The 20,952-nt window shown below is 42.3% G+C and carries 21 protein-coding genes; 17 read left to right on the top strand and 4 right to left on the bottom strand.

The features are described 5' to 3' along the window. The first annotated feature begins 13 nt into the window (after positions 1 to 13). The 5 genes from ACY8D0_RS17125 to ACY8D0_RS17105 all read left to right on the top strand — a co-directional run bounded on the left by ACY8D0_RS17125 (position 14) and on the right by ACY8D0_RS17105 (position 2,289). The gene (locus ACY8D0_RS17125; protein WP_462411732.1) at positions 14 to 361 is read left to right on the top strand and encodes a lmo0954 family membrane protein; all 348 of its coding nucleotides are present in this window, start codon (positions 14 to 16) and stop codon (positions 359 to 361) included. 20 nt (positions 362 to 381) lie between these two features. Continuing rightward, entirely contained in the window at positions 382 to 1,029 is a 648-nt protein-coding gene (locus ACY8D0_RS17120) for a PspA/IM30 family protein (protein WP_462411731.1), read from the top strand. 142 nt (positions 1,030 to 1,171) lie between these two features. After that, on the top strand, positions 1,172 to 1,504 hold the full coding sequence (locus ACY8D0_RS17115) for a hypothetical protein (RefSeq protein ID WP_462411730.1): 333 nt from the start codon (positions 1,172 to 1,174) through the stop codon (positions 1,502 to 1,504). A 52-nt stretch (positions 1,505 to 1,556) separates the two neighbouring features. Beyond that, a complete protein-coding gene (locus tag ACY8D0_RS17110; protein ID WP_462411729.1) occupies positions 1,557 to 1,772 on the top strand; it encodes a hypothetical protein in 216 nt (71 codons plus the stop codon). A 139-nt stretch (positions 1,773 to 1,911) separates the two neighbouring features. After that, a complete protein-coding gene (locus ACY8D0_RS17105) occupies positions 1,912 to 2,289 on the top strand; it encodes an SET domain-containing protein (RefSeq protein ID WP_462411728.1) in 378 nt (125 codons plus the stop codon). Positions 2,290 to 2,348: 59 nt separating this feature from the next. On the opposite strand, the gene ACY8D0_RS17100 is transcribed toward ACY8D0_RS17105, so the two are convergent. Both ACY8D0_RS17100 and ACY8D0_RS17095 read right to left on the bottom strand, forming a co-directional pair. Further along, positions 2,349 to 3,770 (bottom strand): Na+/H+ antiporter NhaC family protein, encoded by a 1,422-nt coding sequence (locus ACY8D0_RS17100; protein ID WP_462411727.1) that lies wholly within the window; start codon positions 3,768 to 3,770, stop codon positions 2,349 to 2,351. A gap of 97 nt (positions 3,771 to 3,867) precedes the next feature. Then, positions 3,868 to 4,692, bottom strand: coding sequence for a helix-turn-helix domain-containing protein (locus tag ACY8D0_RS17095; RefSeq protein WP_462411726.1), 825 nt, complete (start codon positions 4,690 to 4,692; stop codon positions 3,868 to 3,870). Between the two features lie 274 nt (positions 4,693 to 4,966). On the opposite strand from ACY8D0_RS17095, the gene ACY8D0_RS17090 reads away from it, so the two are divergent. From ACY8D0_RS17090 to ACY8D0_RS17060, 7 genes are all read left to right on the top strand, one after another. Further along, entirely contained in the window at positions 4,967 to 6,928 is a 1,962-nt protein-coding gene (locus tag ACY8D0_RS17090; protein ID WP_462411725.1) for a primary-amine oxidase, read from the top strand. 58 nt (positions 6,929 to 6,986) lie between these two features. After that, the gene (locus ACY8D0_RS17085; RefSeq protein WP_462411724.1) at positions 6,987 to 7,556 is read left to right on the top strand and encodes a hypothetical protein; all 570 of its coding nucleotides are present in this window, start codon (positions 6,987 to 6,989) and stop codon (positions 7,554 to 7,556) included. Between the two features lie 114 nt (positions 7,557 to 7,670). Further along, positions 7,671 to 8,936, top strand: coding sequence for an ammonium transporter (locus ACY8D0_RS17080; protein WP_462412488.1), 1,266 nt, complete (start codon positions 7,671 to 7,673; stop codon positions 8,934 to 8,936). 116 nt (positions 8,937 to 9,052) lie between these two features. After that, complete coding sequence (locus tag ACY8D0_RS17075; RefSeq protein WP_462411723.1) at positions 9,053 to 10,174, top strand: cysteine desulfurase family protein; 1,122 nt, start codon at positions 9,053 to 9,055, stop codon at positions 10,172 to 10,174. A gap of 337 nt (positions 10,175 to 10,511) precedes the next feature. Then, positions 10,512 to 10,733 (top strand): helix-turn-helix transcriptional regulator, encoded by a 222-nt coding sequence (locus tag ACY8D0_RS17070; RefSeq protein WP_462411722.1) that lies wholly within the window; start codon positions 10,512 to 10,514, stop codon positions 10,731 to 10,733. Beyond that, complete coding sequence (locus tag ACY8D0_RS17065) at positions 10,730 to 11,122, top strand: hypothetical protein (protein ID WP_462411721.1); 393 nt, start codon at positions 10,730 to 10,732, stop codon at positions 11,120 to 11,122. Before ACY8D0_RS17070 ends, ACY8D0_RS17065 begins: the two co-directional genes overlap by 4 nt. Before the next feature lie 21 nt (positions 11,123 to 11,143). Continuing rightward, on the top strand, positions 11,144 to 11,425 hold the full coding sequence (locus ACY8D0_RS17060; protein WP_462411720.1) for a DUF3784 domain-containing protein: 282 nt from the start codon (positions 11,144 to 11,146) through the stop codon (positions 11,423 to 11,425). 81 nt (positions 11,426 to 11,506) lie between these two features. On the opposite strand, the gene ACY8D0_RS17055 is transcribed toward ACY8D0_RS17060, so the two are convergent. Then, the gene (locus ACY8D0_RS17055; RefSeq protein ID WP_462411719.1) at positions 11,507 to 11,977 is read right to left on the bottom strand and encodes a DinB family protein; all 471 of its coding nucleotides are present in this window, start codon (positions 11,975 to 11,977) and stop codon (positions 11,507 to 11,509) included. A gap of 221 nt (positions 11,978 to 12,198) precedes the next feature. Here ACY8D0_RS17055 and ACY8D0_RS17050 point away from each other — a divergent pair, with 221 nt between their 5' ends. Both ACY8D0_RS17050 and ACY8D0_RS17045 read left to right on the top strand, forming a co-directional pair. Beyond that, on the top strand, positions 12,199 to 14,358 hold the full coding sequence (locus ACY8D0_RS17050; protein ID WP_462411718.1) for an ATP-dependent helicase: 2,160 nt from the start codon (positions 12,199 to 12,201) through the stop codon (positions 14,356 to 14,358). Positions 14,359 to 14,470: 112 nt separating this feature from the next. Beyond that, positions 14,471 to 15,496, top strand: a complete 1,026-nt coding sequence (locus ACY8D0_RS17045) for a threonine aldolase family protein (protein ID WP_462411717.1) — start codon at positions 14,471 to 14,473, stop codon at positions 15,494 to 15,496. 62 nt (positions 15,497 to 15,558) lie between these two features. Here ACY8D0_RS17045 and ACY8D0_RS17040 read toward each other — a convergent pair whose 3' ends face one another. After that, positions 15,559 to 16,773 carry an NAD(P)/FAD-dependent oxidoreductase gene (locus ACY8D0_RS17040; RefSeq protein WP_462411716.1) on the bottom strand — a complete coding sequence of 405 codons (1,215 nt, stop codon included), beginning with the start codon at positions 16,771 to 16,773 and terminating at the stop codon, positions 15,559 to 15,561. Positions 16,774 to 16,973: 200 nt separating this feature from the next. On the opposite strand from ACY8D0_RS17040, the gene ACY8D0_RS17035 reads away from it, so the two are divergent. The 3 genes from ACY8D0_RS17035 to ACY8D0_RS17025 all read left to right on the top strand — a co-directional run bounded on the left by ACY8D0_RS17035 (position 16,974) and on the right by ACY8D0_RS17025 (position 20,932). Beyond that, on the top strand, positions 16,974 to 18,029 hold the full coding sequence (locus tag ACY8D0_RS17035) for an LLM class flavin-dependent oxidoreductase (RefSeq protein ID WP_462411715.1): 1,056 nt from the start codon (positions 16,974 to 16,976) through the stop codon (positions 18,027 to 18,029). Positions 18,030 to 18,304: 275 nt separating this feature from the next. Next, a complete protein-coding gene (locus ACY8D0_RS17030) occupies positions 18,305 to 19,954 on the top strand; it encodes a flavin-containing monooxygenase (RefSeq protein WP_462411714.1) in 1,650 nt (549 codons plus the stop codon). Between the two features lie 33 nt (positions 19,955 to 19,987). After that, complete coding sequence (locus ACY8D0_RS17025) at positions 19,988 to 20,932, top strand: alpha/beta hydrolase (RefSeq protein WP_462411713.1); 945 nt, start codon at positions 19,988 to 19,990, stop codon at positions 20,930 to 20,932. Positions 20,933 to 20,952: the final 20 nt, after the last annotated feature.

Here is a 20,952-nt window from a genome sequence, read left to right as displayed (position 1 = left end):
GGAGGAAAATGAAATGAAAAAATTTGGTTTACTTTTAGCGGGAGGGCTGGCGGCCATCATCTTTCTGGCAACCCTTGGCCCAATGGCCGGCTTGCTTATCAGCCTTGCTGTTCTGTACTTCATCTACAAGCAATTTTTAAAAACAGAATCCACTGGCTGGAAGGTTGCTTTAATTATTATCGGGTTAGTCGTCTTAACAGGGGCAATCAGCCATATTCCGGCACTGATTGGGGTTGGGGCTGCCTATGTGCTGTACCTGGTTTATAAAAACTGGAACACGACCAGCAAAAAAACGGTCAAAGTAGAAAGCGACCCGTTTGGCAAATTTGAAAAACAGTGGAATGAATTAAACAAACTTTAAGAGTGAAGGGGATACGATACATGACAAACTTATTTACAAGAATTAAAGACGTGGTGATGGCAGATTTAAATGATGCCTTGAATCAAAAGGAAAAACAAAATCCGATTGCGCTGCTGAACCAATATCTTCGCCAGTGTGAGCAGGAAACAGAGAAGGTCGGAAAACTTGTGGAACGCCAGGCTCATTTGAAGGAAGAGTTTTCAAGGGAATGTAGACTCGCTGGGGAAATGGCTGAAAAAAGAAAGCATCAGTCCGAAATTGCTGCAAATGCGGGAGAGACAGACCTTTCCCAATTTGCCTCAGAGGAACACCAGTTATATGCAGAACGTGCCAGCCGCCTACAGGCCGCACTTACCCAAGCAACCGGGCAGCTAAGTGACCTGGAAAGAAAGCATGAGGACATGAAGCAAAAGCTTAAGGATATGCAGCTTCGCCGGATGGAATTAATGGGGCGGGAAAACGTGGCCCGTGCCAACCAGTGGATCAGCCAGGTGACGGATTCCGAGACTTCTCATACGAGCCAGCCTAACTCTAAGTTTAAGGACATCGAAACCTACCTAGACCGGCTTGAAAAAAATATAACGAATGCTTTTCATCAAAGCACCATTGACGAGCGGATAGCACAAATTGAAAAAATGCAAAATCGTGAGAAGGGTTCATCCAATTGAATAATTATTGGCAAAGGCAGTAATCTTAGAGGATTACTGCTTTTTTTGTTCACGATATAGGTTCAATAATATTTCTGATTTACGTCCACTGCGAATAAAATGATATAAGTTCATTTCAAAAAAGAAAAGAGGTTATGGTGGATTGAAGAGCAAAATTCATCGATGTAATTGCCGAAACGTTTGGTCAGTCCAAAATCGAAAAAAGAAAACAATCGCAAAATCAGTTCTCCTAAATGGTACTTGGACGACAGAGTTAAAGCCTGAACGAAGATATAATCCTCGAGGATTTGTTATTTCAAATCGGACTCAAGACATCATTACCAATCCCCCTGCCGAACTTATCAATCAATTTACCAAAGTGGCCAAACTAATTTATGATAAAAAAAACATCAATTTTAATATCCAATTCGGGGAATATTTGTACTTTGACCAAGATGGAACTTGTTATGTTTTACAAAAAAACAGACATTCATAACTCGCCAAACATTGGGAACAATACCTCCAATAAGTAAAATTGGGGGAATAGGATGGATTTCAATAAACTAGAACAATTAGGAGAAGAGTTAAGAGCAGCTGGTCATAAGAGAAGACAAATCGTTGAACAAATTATCCAAGAAGTAAATGAGGGAGATTTTGAGTCTACGAAAGATTTATATATGCAGCTGACCAATATTTCCGATCAGGCCATAGAAATTATTGACCGACAGAAACAACTAATCGATGATGAAATGCAAAAAATGTAGCATGGGCAGCCATGCTGCTATTTATTTGTCCGAATGCCAAAACCTTATAGACTGTTTACAAAGCTGAACAATTTCTTCATCTTTGGTAACTTTTATGGTACAGTTAAGATAAAATTTTATAAGCGAGTAGGAGTACAATATGATTGAGATTAAAAAATCTTCAATAAGTGATGGAGAATTCAATAGAGGAGTATTCGCAACATGTGACATTAAAAAAGGAGTACTGTTCCATGAAGCACCTGTGATTTCCTATCCGAACGACCAGCATGAACACATAGAGAAAACCTTACTGGCTGATTACGCCTTCGAGTATGGGATTAATCATTCTGCGATTCTTCTCGGTTACGGAATGTTGTTTAACCATTCTTACGAACCTAATGCCATTTATGAAATCAATTTCGATAATCACACATTTGACTTCTATGCTTACAGAGATATAAAAGCTGGAGAAGAGATTCTAATCAATTATAATGGCGATGTTGATGACAAAGAACCATTATGGTTTGACCAAGATTAAATTTCAGTTCCAATTTTTATAGTTAAAAAGGCTTGGGCAACCAAGCCTTTTTTGTATGTTTAAGTAATAAGCATTCCTGCAATGAGATAAAGTACAATGGCGATCATTCCGCCAATCGCGGATATCTTCAACTTAAAACGCGCATAATCGACGAGAGGCAAATCCAAAATCGATGCTGTTGTGATGGTGGTATCACCCAATGGCGATGTTAAAGCACCAAAAGCGCCACCGGCAAATACCGCTCCAACCGTTAATGGAATGGAAGCTCCGGTTGAAACCGCCAAAGAGATACCGAGCGGCATAAACAATCCCCACGTACCCCATGATGAACCAATAAAATATCCCACCACCGAGCCAAGCAGAAAAATTGTAGCTGGAGTCAGAAATGCCGGCAGGAATGCCCCTAAAGTGGAACTGATGAAGGCGGAAAAACCAAGGTCCTCCGCAGATAGGGTCAGAGCCCAGATGAGAACCAGAAGGCTGATGGCCTCCATCATCTGATTCCCTCCATCATAAAAGTGGTATAACATTTCGTTTAAAGGCTGGCGCCTGATGATGTAAAACAGAAATGCTAGAATCAGGGTAATAAAAACAGCCAACAGCATCACGAAGGTGGCGTCCGCAACGGAAAAAGCCTTGAACACCGTATCAGCCCCTCTTGATGTCCCATCTTTCCATAAAAGAAACAAGGATAATCCCAGCAGCAAGAAAACGGGAACAATCAAATGCCATGGCTGTGCTTTCACTAAGGATAATTCTTTTTTGATGCCAATCCTGTGGAATTCATGTTCCTCCTCTTCCAACTGTTCTTGGTCGGTTTTAGGGTTTGGGAGCTTAGCACGCGACCAAAATGTCTGAATGAGCCCAATCAAAAGCATCACAATGGCAAAAAAGTCAAACAGAATACTCAGCAAAAATATTTGATAGGGAGACATCGCTAGCTTCAGGCCTTGAGTGCTGGCATCGACCAAAGAGACCATAAACCCAACAAAGGCAGTGGCGACTGGCAGCAGCACAATCACGGACTCTGTAGAGATATCCATGGTCAACCCGACTTTTTGCTTTGGCAGGTTCATTTTTTTCGCCAGGGTTTTGACGACCGGTCCAATCATCATGATCCGAAACATCGGCATCATAAACGTAAAAGGTAGAGTAAGCCAAATCAGAACCAGTAGCCCCCGTTCTGTCTTGATTTTTGTTCCCACCCATTCAGAAAACCCTTTAATGCCTCCTGAAATGTTCATCATCCCCACAAGGCCTCCAAAGATATACAAAAAAGCAATGATTTTTATATTCGACCCATTGGACAAGGTAGTAACAATATATGTGACCGATTGATAAATGCCATCCAAGAGATTGGCTTTAAAAATTAATGCCCCTGCAAGGAGCCCGATAACTAGTCCTGGTAAAATCGTTTTTAACCATATCGACATTGAAATCACAATGACAAAGGGTAATAGGGAAAGCCAAGTATGTTCCAAAAGTTCTTCCTCCAACATTTAACACGATAACTGCCTTATTTATTATAACCATAGTAGGCAGTTGTTTATTTAAGTTCATAGAGGAGAAATCCATTCCTTAAGAGCGTATTCCCGTCGTCGAATGGAGTTCAACTTTATATTGCTTTGGCGTTAGATGCATAAACTTTTTAAACCCTTTAATAAAGTGGGCTTGATCGTAATAGCCATTTTCAAAAATAATATCCAATAGATTGGGACTATCCCGAGCTAAAAACCGATCTAGGGTATTTTGGAACCTGACAATTTGGCAAAATTGTTTAGGAGAAAATCCGATAATGGCTTCAAATCTCTTACGAATATGCTGTTCGGAATAACCAATGGAAGAGGATAAATCATAAACATTGACCAGCCCGCGTGAAGCATAAATTTTTTGAATCGCATATTGGACAATTTTTTGCTCGTTTCCTGTCTCCAAAAGGTTCCTTTTTAAAAAACTTTCAATTTGTTCTATTCTCTCACTGAATGATGTTCCAGCGGCCATTATTTCGATAAGGGATTCAACATTAGACATCACATCGGTTAAGGGAATTTGCTGATCGAGCAGTTCAATCATCGGGTAGTTTAATTTGACCAGGTTTTGCTCGGGGAAAAACCGAATACCAAAATATTCACAATCCCTCCGGAATTCAGGCTGTTTTTTACGATGAAATGGGCTGGTCCAAAGAAAGGCAGAGGGACTGGTGGTATCACAACAAAATAATAAATCAATGCAGCCATCGGGTACGAGTGAAAGAAAGGTAGCAGCATGAAGTTCCGTTTTAAATTGGTAAAATAACGCAATATCATCACTTAACCAAGTACCTTTTGGTTTTAATTCTTGATAAAAAATCGTATTTTGTTGAATCTCAGGTTGCGCAGGAAAGTAGTTTTGAAGCCTATTCATTTCCATCTTCCTTTCTTAGGTCTCCCAAAAACAACCATTTATTAAATTAGTGAAGGAGGTTTTTTGTATTCCTTGAACAATTAGAAAATTACGAAATAATAATACCATTCTCCTAGTACAAATATGGTTTATTACGTCAGTAAATCTCACATGAAAAATCAATGGACTCCTCCATAGTTTCGTTTTTTACAATAACCTCACAAAAAAACTAGATATTCTTTAAGAGTCAACAAAAACAAAGTAAAATGCTACAAAAAAAGGAGGAAGGGACCCGATGCAAACACATGAAATGTCCGTAAAACAAGCTATTCATCCCCTTGAGCCATTAGCTGCGGAAGAGATAACGAAAGCGGTGACTATTTTAAAAAGGAATAGAAATATCAGTGAAGCGGCTAGGTTCGCACAAGTGGTACTGCATGAGCCGGAAAAAGATGTGGTTCTAAAATTTAAAGTGGGGGACTCTTTTGACAGAGAAGTCTTTATGATCCTGTTGGAGCCAGAAATGAATGAAACTTATGAAGCAATCGTATCCCTGACAATGGAAGAGGTCGTTTCTTGGGAGCTGATTCCTGATGTCCGGCCCGGTTTTATCCTTGATGAATTTGAGGCGGTAGAGGCATTAGTTAAAAATAATCCGGAATATCAAGCGGCTCTTATAAAACGAGGAGTCACTGACCCAAGTTTGGTGATGGTCGACCCTTGGTCTTCGGGCTATTTCCATATTCCGGAGGATGAAGGAAAAAGACTGGTTAGAGCCTTGGCTTGGGTAAGACCTGCGAAAAATGAAAACGGCTATGCCTACCCGATTACCGGTCTCATTGCAGTGGTGGATGTGAATAAAATGGAGATTCTTAGGATTGAAGATTATGGGGTAAAGCCGCTTCCGCCAATAGATGGGGCGTATTCACCGGAAGAGGCAAATAGTTATCCGATTGAAACAAGACAGGATGTAAAACCATTGGAAATTACTCAGCCAGAAGGACCAAGCTTTGACATCAGCGGGCATTCAATCAAATGGCAAAAATGGAACATCAGGTTTGGCTTTACCCCCAGAGAAGGCCTCGTGCTGCACACTGTCACATATGAAGATAAAGGAAAAGAGCGTCCGATTCTTTACCGTGCTGCCCTTTCGGAGATGGTGGTTCCATATAGTGATACCAATCCGGTGCATAACTGGCAAAATGCCTTTGATGCAGGGGAATACGGTATTGGTCAGCTGGCAAATTCATTGGAGCTGGGCTGTGACTGTTTAGGGTACATTAAATACTTTGATGCGGTGATGGCGAATAGTAAAGGAGGGCCATTCACCGTCAAAAACGCAGTCTGTCTCCATGAAGAAGATTACGGGGTGGCATGGAAACATACCGACTGGAGAACCAATAAAGTGGAAGTGCGCCGTTCGCGCCGTCTGGTAATCTCATTTTTTGCAACAGTAGCAAACTATGATTATGGATTCTTTTGGTCTTTTTACCAAGATGGAACGATTGAGTGCGAAGTCAAGTTAACTGGCATATTGAATGTGGGTGCGCTTGATGAAGGGGAAAAACCGAAGTATGGAACAGAAGTGGCCCCTCAAGTAAATGCGCCGTACCATCAGCATTTCTTTAATTTCCGAATCGATCCAATGATTGACGGGGTAAACAACTCTTTAGTCGAATCCCATACAGTTGCTGAGAAGCTTGGGCCGGAAAATCCAAATAGGAATGCTTTTTATACCGTTTCAAAGACATTTAAAACAGAAACAGAATCCGTCCGAACGATTGACCTAGCATCACAAAGAACCTGGAAAATCGTTAACCCTAATTCTAAAAACTATTTAGGGCAGCCAGTCAGCTATAAACTGGTCACTGGTGAGAACTGCCTGCCATTTGCGGATGATGAGGCAACCGTCATTCAACGGGCCGGATTTATTAAAAATCATCTTCATGTCACGAAGTTTGACCGCAGTCAAATGTATGCTTCTGGCAAATATCCGAATCAGTCAAAAGGAGGAGACTCATTAGAGCAATATGTAAAAGCGGACCGTCCTATTGAAAATGAAGATATTGTCGTTTGGTATACGATGGGCCATCACCATATCACACGGCCGGAAGACTGGCCGGTCATGCCAACGGCGTATCAAAGCTTTCAATTAAAGCCAGTAGGATATTTTGACCGCAATCCCGCACTGGATCTGCCTCGTCCCAAAGCCAAAACATCCTCATGCAGCATGTCAAACAGCAGTTCATGCCATTAACTAGGGAAGGGGAGCTGGTCGATCCAGCTCCCGAAAATTTAAATAGGGAGGTGTAAGAATGCTGCTGCTGATCATCAGTTTCCTTATCCTTGCTGGATATTCTGTTTACTTTTGTTTAGATACAAAGGCGAAAAAGCAGCACGTTAGCTCTGTTACTGGCAAATGTATTTCCATGTCATTAGGAATGGTGAGTAGCACCTTGATTGGATTGATTGTGGCCCGTTTCCTCTCTGGGGAATTGGCTTACTCTACTGTACTATCGATTGTCATCAGCTTCATTCTGGCGTATTTTATCGGGAGCCTGTTTGGCCTGTCCGGTATCATGGAGGCGATGGGAGCAAGTTTTATGGGAGCGATGATGGGGGCTATGCTAGGAGATATGGTTCCGGAAAACCGTGAAACTTTTATCTTGATTGCAATGGACATCATATTTTTATTTTCCGTAATATCGCTCAGTCTCATGGTTCAAAAAGAGACAGTAAAAGAAACGAAAATAAAAGTCTCCCAAATGGCTCCCCTCATTTGCTCATTCGTATTTACTCTTTCCGTCATTGGGCTAACGGTATCAATTGAAAGCCATAATCAAAATGCTAACAAGATATCTCATATGAAAGAACACAATCATTAATTTTAAGGGGGAAAAGATAGGATGCGAATAAAATGGAGATTATTCTTGCTTTCCTTACTCATTTTTATGTTCATCATTCCAGTGAGCGCTTTTGCGGCTGAAACCACTCCAGCGATTGATTCAGGTGATACGACATGGATGTTGGTAGCAACAGCGATTGTTATTTTCATGCATGTGCCTGGTCTTGCGCTCTTTTATGGCGGTTTGGTCAGTGATCGAAATGTCGTTTCCACGATGATGCACAGCTTTGTCAGTTTGCTTGTGATTACTATCATATGGGTATTGTGGGGATATTCTTTTAGTTTTGGAACAGACATTAACGGTTTTATAGGCGGCTTGGATTACCTAGGATTCAATGGGGTCGGAGGAGAAGCCGCTTTTGGAACTTACACCATTCCCCATTATATTTTTGCCATTTTCCAATGTGCTTTTGCAGCGATTACGGTGGCCATTATATCTGGGGGAATTGCCGGCCGTATTTCTTTTCCGGCTTGGATTCTTTTTAGTATTTTGTGGGTGACGTTCATTTACGCGCCAATGGCCCACTGGGTATGGGGCGGCGGCTGGCTCGCCCAGCTCGGAGAACTCGATTTCGCAGGAGGCACAGTCGTCCATATCTTATCAGGTGTCAGCGCCCTTACGGCAGCTTTGGTCATTGGTCCGAGATATGAACATTTGCAGAGAAAACAATCCCCCCATAATGTTGTGTTGTTTTTGATTGGAGCCGCGACCCTTTGGTTTGGCTGGTTTGGATTCAATGCTGGCAGTGCATTGAGTGCAAATGGAGTGACAGCTCTGGTCTTTGCGAATACTCAAGTTGCGGCTGCTTCCGGCGGGTTGTGCTGGCTCTTGATTGAGTGGAAAGTGCGAAAACGTGCGACTTTAGTGGGTGCGGCGACAGGTGCGATTGCCGGTTTAGTCGGCATTACGCCTGCTGCAGGCTTTGTTACAGTCTCATCTGCCATCATCATCGGATTATTATCCGCACCGGTAAGCTATTTTGGCATTAATTTTATTAAAGAGAAATTCAAATACGATGATACGTTAGATGCATTTGGCGTACACGGTCTTGCGGGAATTTGGGGGTCGCTTGCCACAGGACTTTTCGCCACAACAACTGTCAATGAAGCAGGCAAAAATGGATTGTTTTATGGGAACCCAGAACAGCTGCTGCATCAGCTTGTTGGGGTAGCTACAGCCATTGTATTAGGTGCTGTCGGTACATGGATTTTATTAAAATTGATCAAGTTGATCGTCCCACTGCGTGTGACGAAAGAGGAGGAGGAAATGGGACTGGATATCAGTCTGCATGAGGAGCCGGCGTACAGTCCTACCGTACAGCCTTCGATAGTAGTTCGGACTGCGAAATCAACTTTATAGGAAACGAAAAACTCAAGCTCCGTTGGCGGTCTTGAGTTTTTTATTATGGTGAATAAGAGTATAGTAGAATAAAAGAAAATCTTTCACGTCATCAAACTTAGAAAGGGAGGATAAAATTGAAAAAGATATATCTTGACTATAATGCCAGTACCCCATTGGATCCTGAAGTAATTGATGCCATGATGCCCCTTTTGCATGATTTTTATGGAAACCCGTCAGCCTTGCATTGGTCGGGGAAACCTGTCAAAGAATTATTGCAAACTGCTAGAGATCAGGTCGCCGGGTTAATTGGCTGTTCCCCGCGGGAAATCATTTTTACGAGCGGAGGCAGTGAAGCCAATAACATGGCGTTAAAAGGCTATTATTTTAAAAATCGTCATAAAGGCACTCATATTATTACCTCAAAAATTGAGCATCCCGCCATTTTAAATCCTCTTAGGTTCCTTGAACAGCTGGGGGCAAAAGTTACGTACGTTGGTGTGGACCAGTATGGCCGAGTCTCTCCAGAGGAAATTGAACAAGCGATTACAAAGGAAACCATTTTAATCACAATCATGCACTCGAACAATGAGGTTGGGACGCTGCAGCCCATCCATGAAATAGGGAGAATTGCAAAACAGCATGGTGTTGCGTTTCATACGGACGGATCACAATCGGTGGGGAAGATTGCGATTGATGTGAACGAATTAAAAGTCGATATGCTGACCATTGCCGGCCACAAGCTCTATGCGCCAAAAGGGATTGGTGCTTTGTTTATCAGGGGCGGAATCGAATTGGAACCGTTGATACATGGAGCAGGGCATGAATTCGGCCTTCGGGCAGGGACTGAAAATACCCTATTGGCTGTCGGGCTTGGTATGGCCTGTGAAACCGCAGGTATTCAGTTGAAAAATCATAGCTTAGAAGAGTTACGGGATTATTTTTGGAAGCATTTAAAGAATCATTTTGGGGAACAGGTTGTGTTAAATGGGCACTTAGAGGAACGGCTGCCGAATACGTTGAATGTGAGTTTTGTCAATCGAATTGGACAGGATATTCTGGATAGAATGCCGAGTTTAGCTGCCTCAACCGGTTCGGCTTGCCATGCCGGAAATATTGAATTGTCTCCTGTATTAAAGGAGATGGGAGTGACTGAAGAAGTTGGAATGGGAGCGATTCGGTTTAGTTTAGGAAGGAAAACAACCAAAGAAGAAATTGACCAGGTATTGGCTTGGTTAAAAGAAATAAATATCTATTAAAGAAGGCCAAGGGGATCCCTTGGCTTTTAAATTTGCTTTAATGACTCCTTATTTTTAATAGGCTCTGTTAAATAGGGCTGTTGATTTCCGCTCCAGGCGCTCAGCGAACCCGCGCCGGGCCGTGCCCGGGGATCCTCCTCGGCGCTGGAAGCGCCTGCGGGGTCTCCCCAGCCTCGTACTCACGCAGGAGTCGAGTATATCTGCTCCGATCAACAGAGTGTTCTAAAAATCAACAATATCCTTTTATAGAGCGTTTTAAAAAAAGTGTAATTTATATTTTAAAATTGTCAAATATATATTACAATAAAAGTACAGAGAAAGAAAAGTGGTGAAGCCTGTGAAAGAGGCTACTGTAAAAAATAAAGTGAAAATTGCCCGAATTGAAAAAGGAAAATTGACCCAAGGCGACCTTGCCAAATTAGTTGGAGTGACGCGGCAGACGATGAATTTAATCGAAGCACAAAAATACAATCCCACAATCCGTGTATGTTTACTAATTGGTAAACATCTGGACTGCCCGTTAGACGAACTTTTTTGGATAGAAGGAGAAGACCAGTGAAAGGAGCTGCCCAAATCATGCAAGTGAATTATTTGACGGTTGTCATCAGTATGATCGTGAGTTTTGCCATTTTAAGCCTTTTGACAGGCCAAACTCAGTGGGGAATACTAGCGGGACTTGCCGTTGGTGTAGCAGGTTTTAAATGGCTCAGAATCAAAAAGCAGAAATTCAGCGAGGAGATTGAATACGACGAAAGAGTGAATCAAAATATCAAACAGTACTCGTTCCAAACTTTCTCCATCGCTAATTTGCTGCTTTTAGTGTATCTGTTAATCTCAGATCAACTTTTAAAAACACAATATATCAATGCAAACTACCTAATTTTCTATCTTTCCATCACCTTTATTGCAGCATTTTATATTGTTCCTTTTATAGCAAAACGAAGATAATCCATAAGGGGGAGTTTTACCATGAATCAACCGCCATTATTAGTATTCGGCATTCTCTTTTTAGTGTTAGCCTATTTTGTCGGGGTGAAGAAACAAACTTGGTTATTATCGGGGTTCAATCATAGAAGGGTAAGAGACCAGAATAAGTTATCGAAACTAGTAGGTTCCTATAATGCCATAATCGGTATCGCGATGTTAATTGCTGCACTTGTCGATTATCCCGATGCGCAAATACTATTTCCTATTATGATTGCGGGCTATGTGATTTTACTTGGTTATGTCAATATTAAAATGGTGGAGTGACAGGAGAAGCGTTTCTACCCAGACCGCTCCTTTTTCAAAAAAGAGGCGGTCCTCTTAGAACTTTTTGGGTTAGCTTAACGATTAAACCTTGGAAAAGAATAGTTTTAATTGATTAATGTGGTAAAAATCGTGGGAAATAAAACTCATTAAATAGTTATCTGCCGAAAAATGATTGCCATCCCCGTCAATATACGCTTTTGTAAAATCTTCGTTAGAGATGGAACCTAAATGGTGTATAAGTTCTTTTCGGAAATAAATAGACATATCAATGATATCCCGTTTGCTTTTTTCTTTTGCGAATTCAATCGCCTTCTTGTTGAACTCATCGTAATCTAGGTGTTTAACCGTCAATGATTGATGACTGGTTATTTTTTTTATGGCCTCCTCTAAAAAATATTGATCCCACAACATAATATGGGCAACGACATCCCTTGTCGCCCATTTACCTTCCTCGATTGGAGTGGTCCATTTTTCTTCATCTAACTCTCTTAATGATTCAACAAAAGAAATTAATTTGGAAAATTCATTGATTAGCTCTTCTTTTTTTTTCAACTTGTTCCCTCCAATGAAATAATCGCCTTAAATATATGACATTCGATTTTCTTTTATTTCTTACTTTAAGAAATAGGAATGAAGAAAGAAAATTTCAGTTTTAGAATTAAAATAAAATAGTGATTGTTTTTTGCTGTTTCCAGTGTATGCTACCGTCGGATTGAGATAGTTATGTAAATGTACTATACTTTTAAAGGTATTATTTTTGAGGGAGAACAGGTATGTTTCGAAAAGAGAATTTTTTTGATAGAAAGAAAAAAGAACTTGGGGTTTCCTTGAATGAAGTTCAGAAAAAGGCTGTTCTCCATACAGAAGGACCTTTGTTGCTGCTCGCTTCGCCTGGTTCGGGGAAAACAACGACCACGATTATGAGGATCGGTTATTTGATTGAAGAGAAGGGAGTACATCCCTCCAGAATAAAGGCGGTTACTTTTAGTAAAGCGGCAGCTAACGACATGCGCCAGCGTTTTCAACGGTTTTTTCCTGAATTCACAGACCAGTCGGTAGATTTTTCGACAATCCACAGCCTAGCATTTGAGGTTGTACGTGAATCTTTTTATAAAAATAGGGTTTCTTATCATATCATTGAAGGCAGTAAAGATGCTCCCATTCAAAAGACAGCTTTAATTAAGCAGCTGTTTAATCGGTTTACGAATGAAATCATGTCAGAGGACCAGCTAGAGGAGCTGACCACCTATATCAGCTTTATCAAAAACAAAATGGTCCCTCGGAAGGACTGGGAGAAAGTGGACTGTAATGTCCCGTTCGCTCTGCGAATTTTTCAAGAGTATGAGGACTACAAAAAATCCAGGGACGGCAAGCTCTTGTTGGATTTCGATGATATGCTGACTATTGCTAATGAGGCATTTACCAAAGATGTTTCCCTGCTTCGCAAGTACCAGCAGCGGTATGATTATGTTTTGACTGATGAAAGTCAGGACACTTCAATGGTGCAGCACTCGATTATTGAAAAACTGGTAAAACCCCATCGGAATTTGTATGTGGTGGCGGATGACGACCAGTCAATCTACACCTGGAGGGCAGCGGAACCCCAATATTTGCTTAACTTTCAACAGGTTTATCCGGATGCCGCAATTTTAATGATGGAACAAAATTATCGCTCATCTAAAGAAATCGTGGATACGGCTAATCAATTTATCAAGCAAAATAAGCATCGCTATAATAAAAATATGTTTACGGAAAACCCGTCATTCGAGCCGATTATGATTACACACCTGGATGATTTTGAGATGCAGGCTTCCTATTTAGTGGAAAAAATAGCTGGGCTCAAAAGATTTAAAGATGCGGCGGTTCTGTTTAGGAATAATTCATCATCTATTCTATTGGTGAATGAGTTTGAACGTGCCGGCATTCCTTTTTATATAAAGGATTACGACAACCGGTTTTTTTCGCACTGGGTGGTTAAAGATATTTTAAACTTTATGCGTCTAAGTTATAGTGACAAACGTGTGGACATTTTTGAGCAAATCTACAAAAAGCTGCCAATTTTTATTACAAAAGAAAAGATGGCGGAACTTAAGCAATATCCTCATAATGGTTCGGTTTTTGATCATCTTTTAAAAATCATGGACCCGAAACGCTCAGAGCAGATAACGGAATGTAGACTGGCTTTTGTGATGATGAAAGGAAAGCGGCCAGTTGAAGTAATGAAGATTATCCGCGGGGTGCTGGGGTATGAAAAGACGCTTGAAAAGATTGCCAGGAGTCTAAAGTTTAATAAAGATTACTTGATGGGGATTCTTCATACATTGGAGCAAATAGCGGGACCTCTAAAGACAATGGAAGAATTTGCTTCCCGCTTGGACCATTTGAAAAACGTCATTTATACATCCAAGTTTAAGAAAAATGATAACGTAGTGACTCTATCGACTTTTCATAGTTCTAAAGGTTTAGAATTCAAGAATGTTTATATGATTGATCTCATTCAAGGAGTCATTCCGACCGACGATGATTTGGAGGACACAAATCTGCAGGAAGAAGCGGTACGATTATTTTATGTAGGGATGACTAGGGCCGAATTAAACCTTGAACTGGTTGCTTATAAAAAGCAATTTGGCAAGAGTGTCAGCCTATCGCAATTTGTCTTAGATGTGAAGAAAATAATATCACCTTCGGTCATACTCTCGAGAAGAGAACCATTGAAACATGACAAAGCTGGCAATCCAATGATTACGCAGAATCCAAATGCGATAAGAAATCCTGAAGCTTTGAAAGAAGACATCACCGTAAAACATCGCGTCTTTGGAACAGGAACCATCGTTCAACTAGACCAAGAACACATCGAAATCCAGTTTCAAAGAGGAATCAAAAAACTCTCCATCAAAACCTGCTTAGACATGGGGCTGCTGGAAATCGTTTAACGCATTAACGCGCTGGGGGACAGGCCCCCAGCGCGTTAATACTTTAAAGTTGTGGGGGACTGTCCCCATATATTAAGATTAGGGTGTTAAATTAATAATTGGAGGCCTTGTGATGTACAGCTTTAAGAATGACTACGCAGAGGGCGCGCATCCCAGAATTTTAAATGCGTTATTGGAGTCTAATTTCGAGCAAGAGGATGGTTACGGGGAAGATCGGTATTCCCGAAAGGCTATCGAACTGATTAAGGAGAAGCTCGGCCGGGCGGATGTGGATATTCATCTAATTCCTGGCGGAACTCAAACTAATCTGATTGCTATCTCTGCTTTCTTAAGACCACATGAAGCGGCGATTGCAGCGAACAGCGGCCATATTCAGACGCATGAAACAGGGGCTATTGAAGCCACAGGACATAAAGTTCTATCCGTTGAAACAAGCGATGGAAAATTGACTCCATCTGGAATTCAGGAAGTATTAAATGGGCATACAGATGAACACATGGTTAAGCCAAAACTGGTTTACATATCGAATTCCACAGAAATTGGATCGATTTATAATAAAGCTGAACTTCAAGCTTTAAGTAAGTTCTGCCAGGAAAATAATCTGATTTTTTATATGGATGGGGCACGGCTGGGGTCCGCTTTATGTTCGTCTGAAAATGACCTCCAGTTATCCGATATTCCGGACCTGGTTGACGCGTTTTATATAGGCGGCACAAAAAACGGAGCACTCATCGGGGAAGCATTAGTGATTTGCCGTGATTCTCTTAAGGAAGATTTCCGTTTCCATATGAAACAAAAGGGAGCGCTTCTTGCAAAAGGAAGACTTCTTGGCATCCAATTCCTTGAACTTTTCCGGGACAATCTGTTCTTTGAGCTAGCCCAGCACGCTAATAACAATGCCAAAAGGATTAGCGAAGAATTAAAACAAGCCAACATTAAGTTCTTAACTCATTCACCGTCTAATCAAATCTTCCCGATCCTTCCGGATGGAGTCATTAACGAATTACAAAAAGACTACGCTTTCCTCGTTTGGGAAAAGGTCGACCAAGACCAGTCCGCCATCCGCATCGTGACCTCTTGGGCCACCAAGGAAGAAGCAGTTGACTCTTTCCTCGGGGACATCAGAAAGCATCTATAATTTTTACCACTTTAAAGCGCCGGGGGCCTGTCCCCCGGCGCTTTAAAGTGGTAAAGCTGTTGTTATAGAAGAGGTCTTTTCTCGAGGTACATCTCCATATCAGGGCTTTCTCCTTTGGTGATGTTTTCAGCAATAAGCTTTGCTAGTAGTTGACTATAGACGGTTCCGTTATCACCGAAGGCGAATAGAAAGTAGCAGTTGGGATATTCGACGTATCTGCCGATAATGGGAAGGACGTCTATTGTTCCTCCGTAGAAGGCTGATAAATAAAATTCAGGCTCTACCTGTATATTTGGAAACATGTTATTAAATTCTTGAATCAACTTATCCTTTTTGTGCATCAACTTACTATCCCGATCCTCAGGATAGATCGTATTTTCGTCCAGTCCCCCGATAATAATCCGGTTGTCCGCTGTCGTTCTCATGAATAAATAGGGACGGGCTGTTTCCCAAATGAGAGTACGATTATACCAAGAACTGAAGTCTGAAACTGGATTTGTGGTAACCGTATAGGTGCTTACAAATGAAGCTTGCTTTTCTTTTTTTATATCGATTCCTTCGTACCCTGCTGCAAAAATAACATAACGGGCTCGAATCGAATTTCCCGTCTTTGTGGTGATAACCATTTGCTGTTGCTGAGGTTCAAAATGATGTCCATTCATGGCTGTATTTTCGAAAATATGCACCCCTTTTTTGGCCGCATATTCGAATAAGGCATGGGTAAACTTGAAGGGATTTATCTCTGCGTCATTATAAGAGTAGATGGCAGCTTCCCTGCTAAAAGGATATTTTGATTCGATGTCAGACTTCGTCCAAAAATCCAGCTCAAACCCCTGCTGCTTTAAAAAATCATACTCTTTTTTCAAACGTTTGACGTCTTCTGGGGAGCTGGCAGAATAAAGCGTGTCCCTGCGAAAGAATTCACAATCAATCTCCATTTGGGAGGCCTTGTCAATTTCATTAATTGCCTCTCTCAGCAGCTGTAGATGCCTCTCGATGTATTTGTTGCCAAAGGTGTTAATTAGTTCGGTAAACATTTTTTCACCTGAATATTGAATCAGAGCTGTATTCGTACTCGTACTGCCACCGCCAATTTTCCCTTTTTCAATCACCGCTATATTTAACCCGGATTCTGCAAGATAATAAGCGCACTGGGCACCAGAGCTTCCTCCACCTATAATCAGTACATCACAATCGAGGCCCTCCTCTAACATTGGATAAGAGGGGGCGTCAGGAAACGTTGTTGGCCAATAATACTTTCCGGTTTCTAGGTTCATATTCTTCCTCCTGAATAAAACAATTATAGTTAATATTTCCTTGAGCCCTTTATGCATGCAAAGAATTAATCATTTGCACCGTATAAAACGTTATAAGATAATGAGAATCAATACATAGAAAATTGTAAGGGTGCTGAAGGGACCATTAATAGGTTTTTATGTAAAAATAAACACAAGAGGAAAAAATTGGAGGACTTGTAATGGAGATAGGTATTACAACATTTGTGGAAACGACACCGGATGTTAAAACCGGTAAAGTCGTCAGTCATGCCCAGAGGCTGCGTGAAGTGGTGGAGGAAATTGTCCTTGCCGATCAGGTTGGTTTGGATGTATTTGGAGTAGGGGAGCATCACCGCAAGGATTATGCAGCATCCTCTCCTGCTGTACTGCTGGCCGCAGCGGCATCACAAACGAAGCGAATCCGGCTAACCAGCGCTGTGACAGTTCTTTCTTCAGATGACCCGGTGCGGGTGTTTGAACAATTTGCCATGCTTGACGGCATTTCAAACGGCCGCGCTGAAATTATGGCAGGACGTGGGTCCTTTATCGAATCATTCCCATTGTTTGGGTATGATTTAAGAGACTATGATGAGCTATTTGATGAAAAGCTAGATTTGCTGCTAAAATTACGCGAATCAGAGAAAGTAACCTGGAGTGGCAAACATCGCCCCGCCATCAACAATCTGGGAGTATATCCACGACCGGTACAGGATCTACTGTCTGTTTGGATCGGCAGCGGAGGCACGCCAGAATCTGTCGTCCGCGCCGGCCTTCTTGGATTGCCGCTTGTTTTAGCCATAATTGGAGGCAGCCCTGTCCGGTTTGCCCCATTGGTTCAGCTTTATAAAAGAGCGGCAGCCCAAGCTGGACATGATGCCAGCAAGCTAGCAGTCGCATCCCACTCTCACGGTTTTATCGCCGATGATACGGACACAGCAGCGGATAAATTTTTCCCATCGACTCAAGCAGCGATGAACGTGCTTGGAAGGGAACGGGGCTGGGGCTATTATGACCGCTCCGCTTTTGATGCTGCAAGAAGTTTTGAAGGCGCTCTTTATGTCGGCGACCCGGAAACAGTGGCGCAGAAAATCATCCACCTTCGCAAAAATGTTGGAGTGACACGGTTTATGCTCCATGTGCCGGTTGGAAGCATGCCGCATGAAGACGTGATGAAGGCAATTGAGCTGCTAGGCAAAGAGGTAGCGCCTCGGGTTCGAGAGGAAGTTTCCCAATGGGAAGCAGCTCAACAGGCATAGCAAAAACATAGTTAGAAATTTATAAAAATGGGCTTCCTTAAAGGGAGGCCTTTTTGTATTCGGACTAGGCAAAAATGGAGTAATCAACTCTGTGTATCAGTAGATTCTCCTTGTTCCCCTTCATATAGTCGAGTGATCAATAAAAGGAGATATTTTTGGATGGGTTTTACCGTTTTTTAACAAAAAGCAGGAAGATTAATAGGTCAGATAGAATATAATTTGCAAACGTTTACAGTTTTTTGCTTAGAATTTTTAAAAAAAGGAGGGCTTTATAAATGACAGGTAGCCAGATGGATGTTCAACACTTTGATGCTGTAGTTGTTGGAGCAGGGTTTTCGGGTTTATACATGCTACATAAACTCAGAGAGTCGGGGTATTCAGTACGCGTTTATGAGGCGGCCGAAAATGTTGGCGGCACATGGTACCATAACCGCTATCCGGGGGCGAGATGTGACATCGAAAGTATCTACTATAATTATACTTTTTCAGAAGAGCTCCTGAAAGAATGGACATGGTCTTCACGCTACGCCGAGCAGCCGGAAATATTAGACTATATCAACTTTGTGGCAGACAAACTCGATTTGCGCAGGGACATTCAATTCAACACGCGAATTACAACCGCCCGCTTTAACGAAACCTATGATTTCTGGGAAATAGACACAAATACCGGTGATTTGATAACGGCAAAGTATTTTATTACCGCTCTTGGTTGCTTGTCAGCATCTAATAGCCCCAAAATAAAGGGATTAGACGTTTTCAAAGGGGAAATGTATCACACAGGAAAATGGCCGCATGAAGAAGTAGATTTCAAGGGAAAGCGGGTCGGCGTGATTGGAACAGGATCTAGCGGTATCCAGGCTATTCCTAAAATTGCCAATGATGCAGGCCACCTCACAGTTTTTCAGCGAACACCACAATATAGTACCCCAGCACAAAACCATGCTTATGACCCGGAATACATTCGACAGATTCGAAAAAATTACAGCGAAATCAAACAGTTGATGTGCGCCTCAATGCACGGGGTCCCATCATTCCCAAGGGACGATCTGGCTATAGAGGTTTCCCCGGACACGCAGGGTCAGGTATATGAGAAAGCCTGGCAAGAGGGTGGCCTGTTTACGATGCTCTACCAGTTCAGTGACTTGGGCTTTGGGGAACAAGCCAATCAAACGGCGCAGGATTTCATCCGTTCTAAAATAAGAAACATCGTGAGGGACACGGAGGTGGCTGACAAGCTGATGCCGTCTTATTTCTACGGCACCAAACGGCCCATCATCGATACCGATTATTTTGAAACATATAACCGGGAAAATGTTACCCTTGTCGATATTAAGGCAGCGCCAATTGTGGAAATTACACCCACTGGCCTGAAAACAACAGAGACGGAATATGAGTTGGACATGATTGTTTTTGCAACTGGCTTCGACGCGATTACAGGGCCATTTTTTAAAATGGATATTCGTGGCAGGGGCGGGGTCTCACTCAATGAAAAGTGGGCAGGGGGTGCACAGCTGAAAACTTACCTCGGCATTGCAACTGCAGGCTTCCCGAATATGTTCATGATTACAGGCCCGCAAAGTCCATCGGTTTTGAGCAATATGCTCGTTTCGATTGAGCAGCACGTGGAATGGATTTCTGATTTTCTGGAATATCTTCACAAAAATAACCTAGAAGTATTCGAGGCAGCAGTACCTGCTGAAGAAGCTTGGAGTCAGCAATGCAGGGAAATTGTGGAAATGACTCTCTTGCCAAAGACTGATTCTTGGTACATGGGGGCTAATATCGAAGGCAAGCCCAAGGGGATTTTACCCTTTGTCGGAGGAGTTGGGCTTTACCGGCAAATTTGTGATGAAGTGGCCGCCAAAGGATATGAAGGGTTTTTGACCGGACAGGCCTCAAGGGCATTTCAAAATAAAAGCTATTAATCTATAAAAATACTTATACATGGAGTGATAATAATGGCAAATCTTGATCCACAAGCAAAATTTTTATTGGACCAATTAGAGGCAGCCGGCGGTCCGGCATTGGAGACGCTGTCAGCCGAACAAGCAAGGCAAGCGATTGACTTAGGCCCCTTGGCTGGTGTGCCAGAGGAGGTAGCAAAAGTAGAAAACAGAACCATCCCAGGACAAGAAGGCGAAATACCGGTGCGAATTTACACCCCTGCTGGTGAAGGCCCGTTCCCGGTATTGGTTTTCTACCATGGAGGCGGCTGGGTGATTGGCAATCTTGATACAATGGATATACCTTGCCGTTCACTAGCCAATAAAGTGGGATGTGTTGTAGTTTCTGTTGATTACCGGTTGGCACCGGAGCATAAATTCCCTGCAGCTGTTGAGGATGCCTATGCAGCGGTCAAATGGGTGGCGGACAATGCTTCCTCCCTTGGAGCAGATGCAAAACGGATTGCGGTAGGCGGCGATAGCGCTGGGGGGAATCTTACGGCGGTCACAGCATTAATGGCCAGAGATAAAGGAGGACCATCCTTAGCCTATCAATTGCTGATTTATCCGGTGACAAGCCATTCATATGACACTGAATCCTACCAAGAAAATGCAGAAGGGTACTTTTTAACAAAGAAAATGATGGTCTGGTTCTGGGATCATTATCTGCGTAATGAGCAGGACGGATTGAACCCGTATGCCTCACCAATGAAAGCGGGGGATTTAAGCGGACTTCCTCCTGCCTTGGTCATTACGGCAGGGTTTGACCCGCTGCGTGACGAAGGAGAAGCCTATGGGAATCTCCTAAAAGAAGCTGGAGTGGCAGTAGAGGCCACAAGGTACGAAGGGATGATTCACGGATTCTTTGGAATGCCGGGCTTATTGGACGAAAGCAAGAAAGCGATTGACCAGGCTGCTGATGCCTTGAAAAAAGCATTTTTTGCCGTTGAGACAAAATAAAAGATGTGGAAGACTGACGA

The sequence above is a fragment of the Neobacillus camarae genome (assembly GCF_054950115.1).
This window is presented reverse-complemented; position numbering and strand designations above follow the sequence as displayed.

Coding starts and splice junctions, on each gene's coding strand:
- ACY8D0_RS17125 (WP_462411732.1), top strand. CDS start 14: ATGAAAAAATTTGGTTTACTTTTAGCGGGAGGGCTGGCGGCCATCATC.
- ACY8D0_RS17120 (WP_462411731.1), top strand. CDS start 382: ATGACAAACTTATTTACAAGAATTAAAGACGTGGTGATGGCAGATTTA.
- ACY8D0_RS17110 (WP_462411729.1), top strand. CDS start 1,557: ATGGATTTCAATAAACTAGAACAATTAGGAGAAGAGTTAAGAGCAGCT.
- ACY8D0_RS17105 (WP_462411728.1), top strand. CDS start 1,912: ATGATTGAGATTAAAAAATCTTCAATAAGTGATGGAGAATTCAATAGA.
- ACY8D0_RS17095 (WP_462411726.1), bottom strand. CDS start 4,692: ATGAATAGGCTTCAAAACTACTTTCCTGCGCAACCTGAGATTCAACAA.
- ACY8D0_RS17090 (WP_462411725.1), top strand. CDS start 4,967: ATGCAAACACATGAAATGTCCGTAAAACAAGCTATTCATCCCCTTGAG.
- ACY8D0_RS17085 (WP_462411724.1), top strand. CDS start 6,987: ATGCTGCTGCTGATCATCAGTTTCCTTATCCTTGCTGGATATTCTGTT.
- ACY8D0_RS17060 (WP_462411720.1), top strand. CDS start 11,144: ATGAATCAACCGCCATTATTAGTATTCGGCATTCTCTTTTTAGTGTTA.
- ACY8D0_RS17050 (WP_462411718.1), top strand. CDS start 12,199: ATGTTTCGAAAAGAGAATTTTTTTGATAGAAAGAAAAAAGAACTTGGG.
- ACY8D0_RS17045 (WP_462411717.1), top strand. CDS start 14,471: ATGTACAGCTTTAAGAATGACTACGCAGAGGGCGCGCATCCCAGAATT.
- ACY8D0_RS17040 (WP_462411716.1), bottom strand. CDS start 16,773: ATGAACCTAGAAACCGGAAAGTATTATTGGCCAACAACGTTTCCTGAC.
- ACY8D0_RS17035 (WP_462411715.1), top strand. CDS start 16,974: ATGGAGATAGGTATTACAACATTTGTGGAAACGACACCGGATGTTAAA.
- ACY8D0_RS17030 (WP_462411714.1), top strand. CDS start 18,305: ATGACAGGTAGCCAGATGGATGTTCAACACTTTGATGCTGTAGTTGTT.
- ACY8D0_RS17025 (WP_462411713.1), top strand. CDS start 19,988: ATGGCAAATCTTGATCCACAAGCAAAATTTTTATTGGACCAATTAGAG.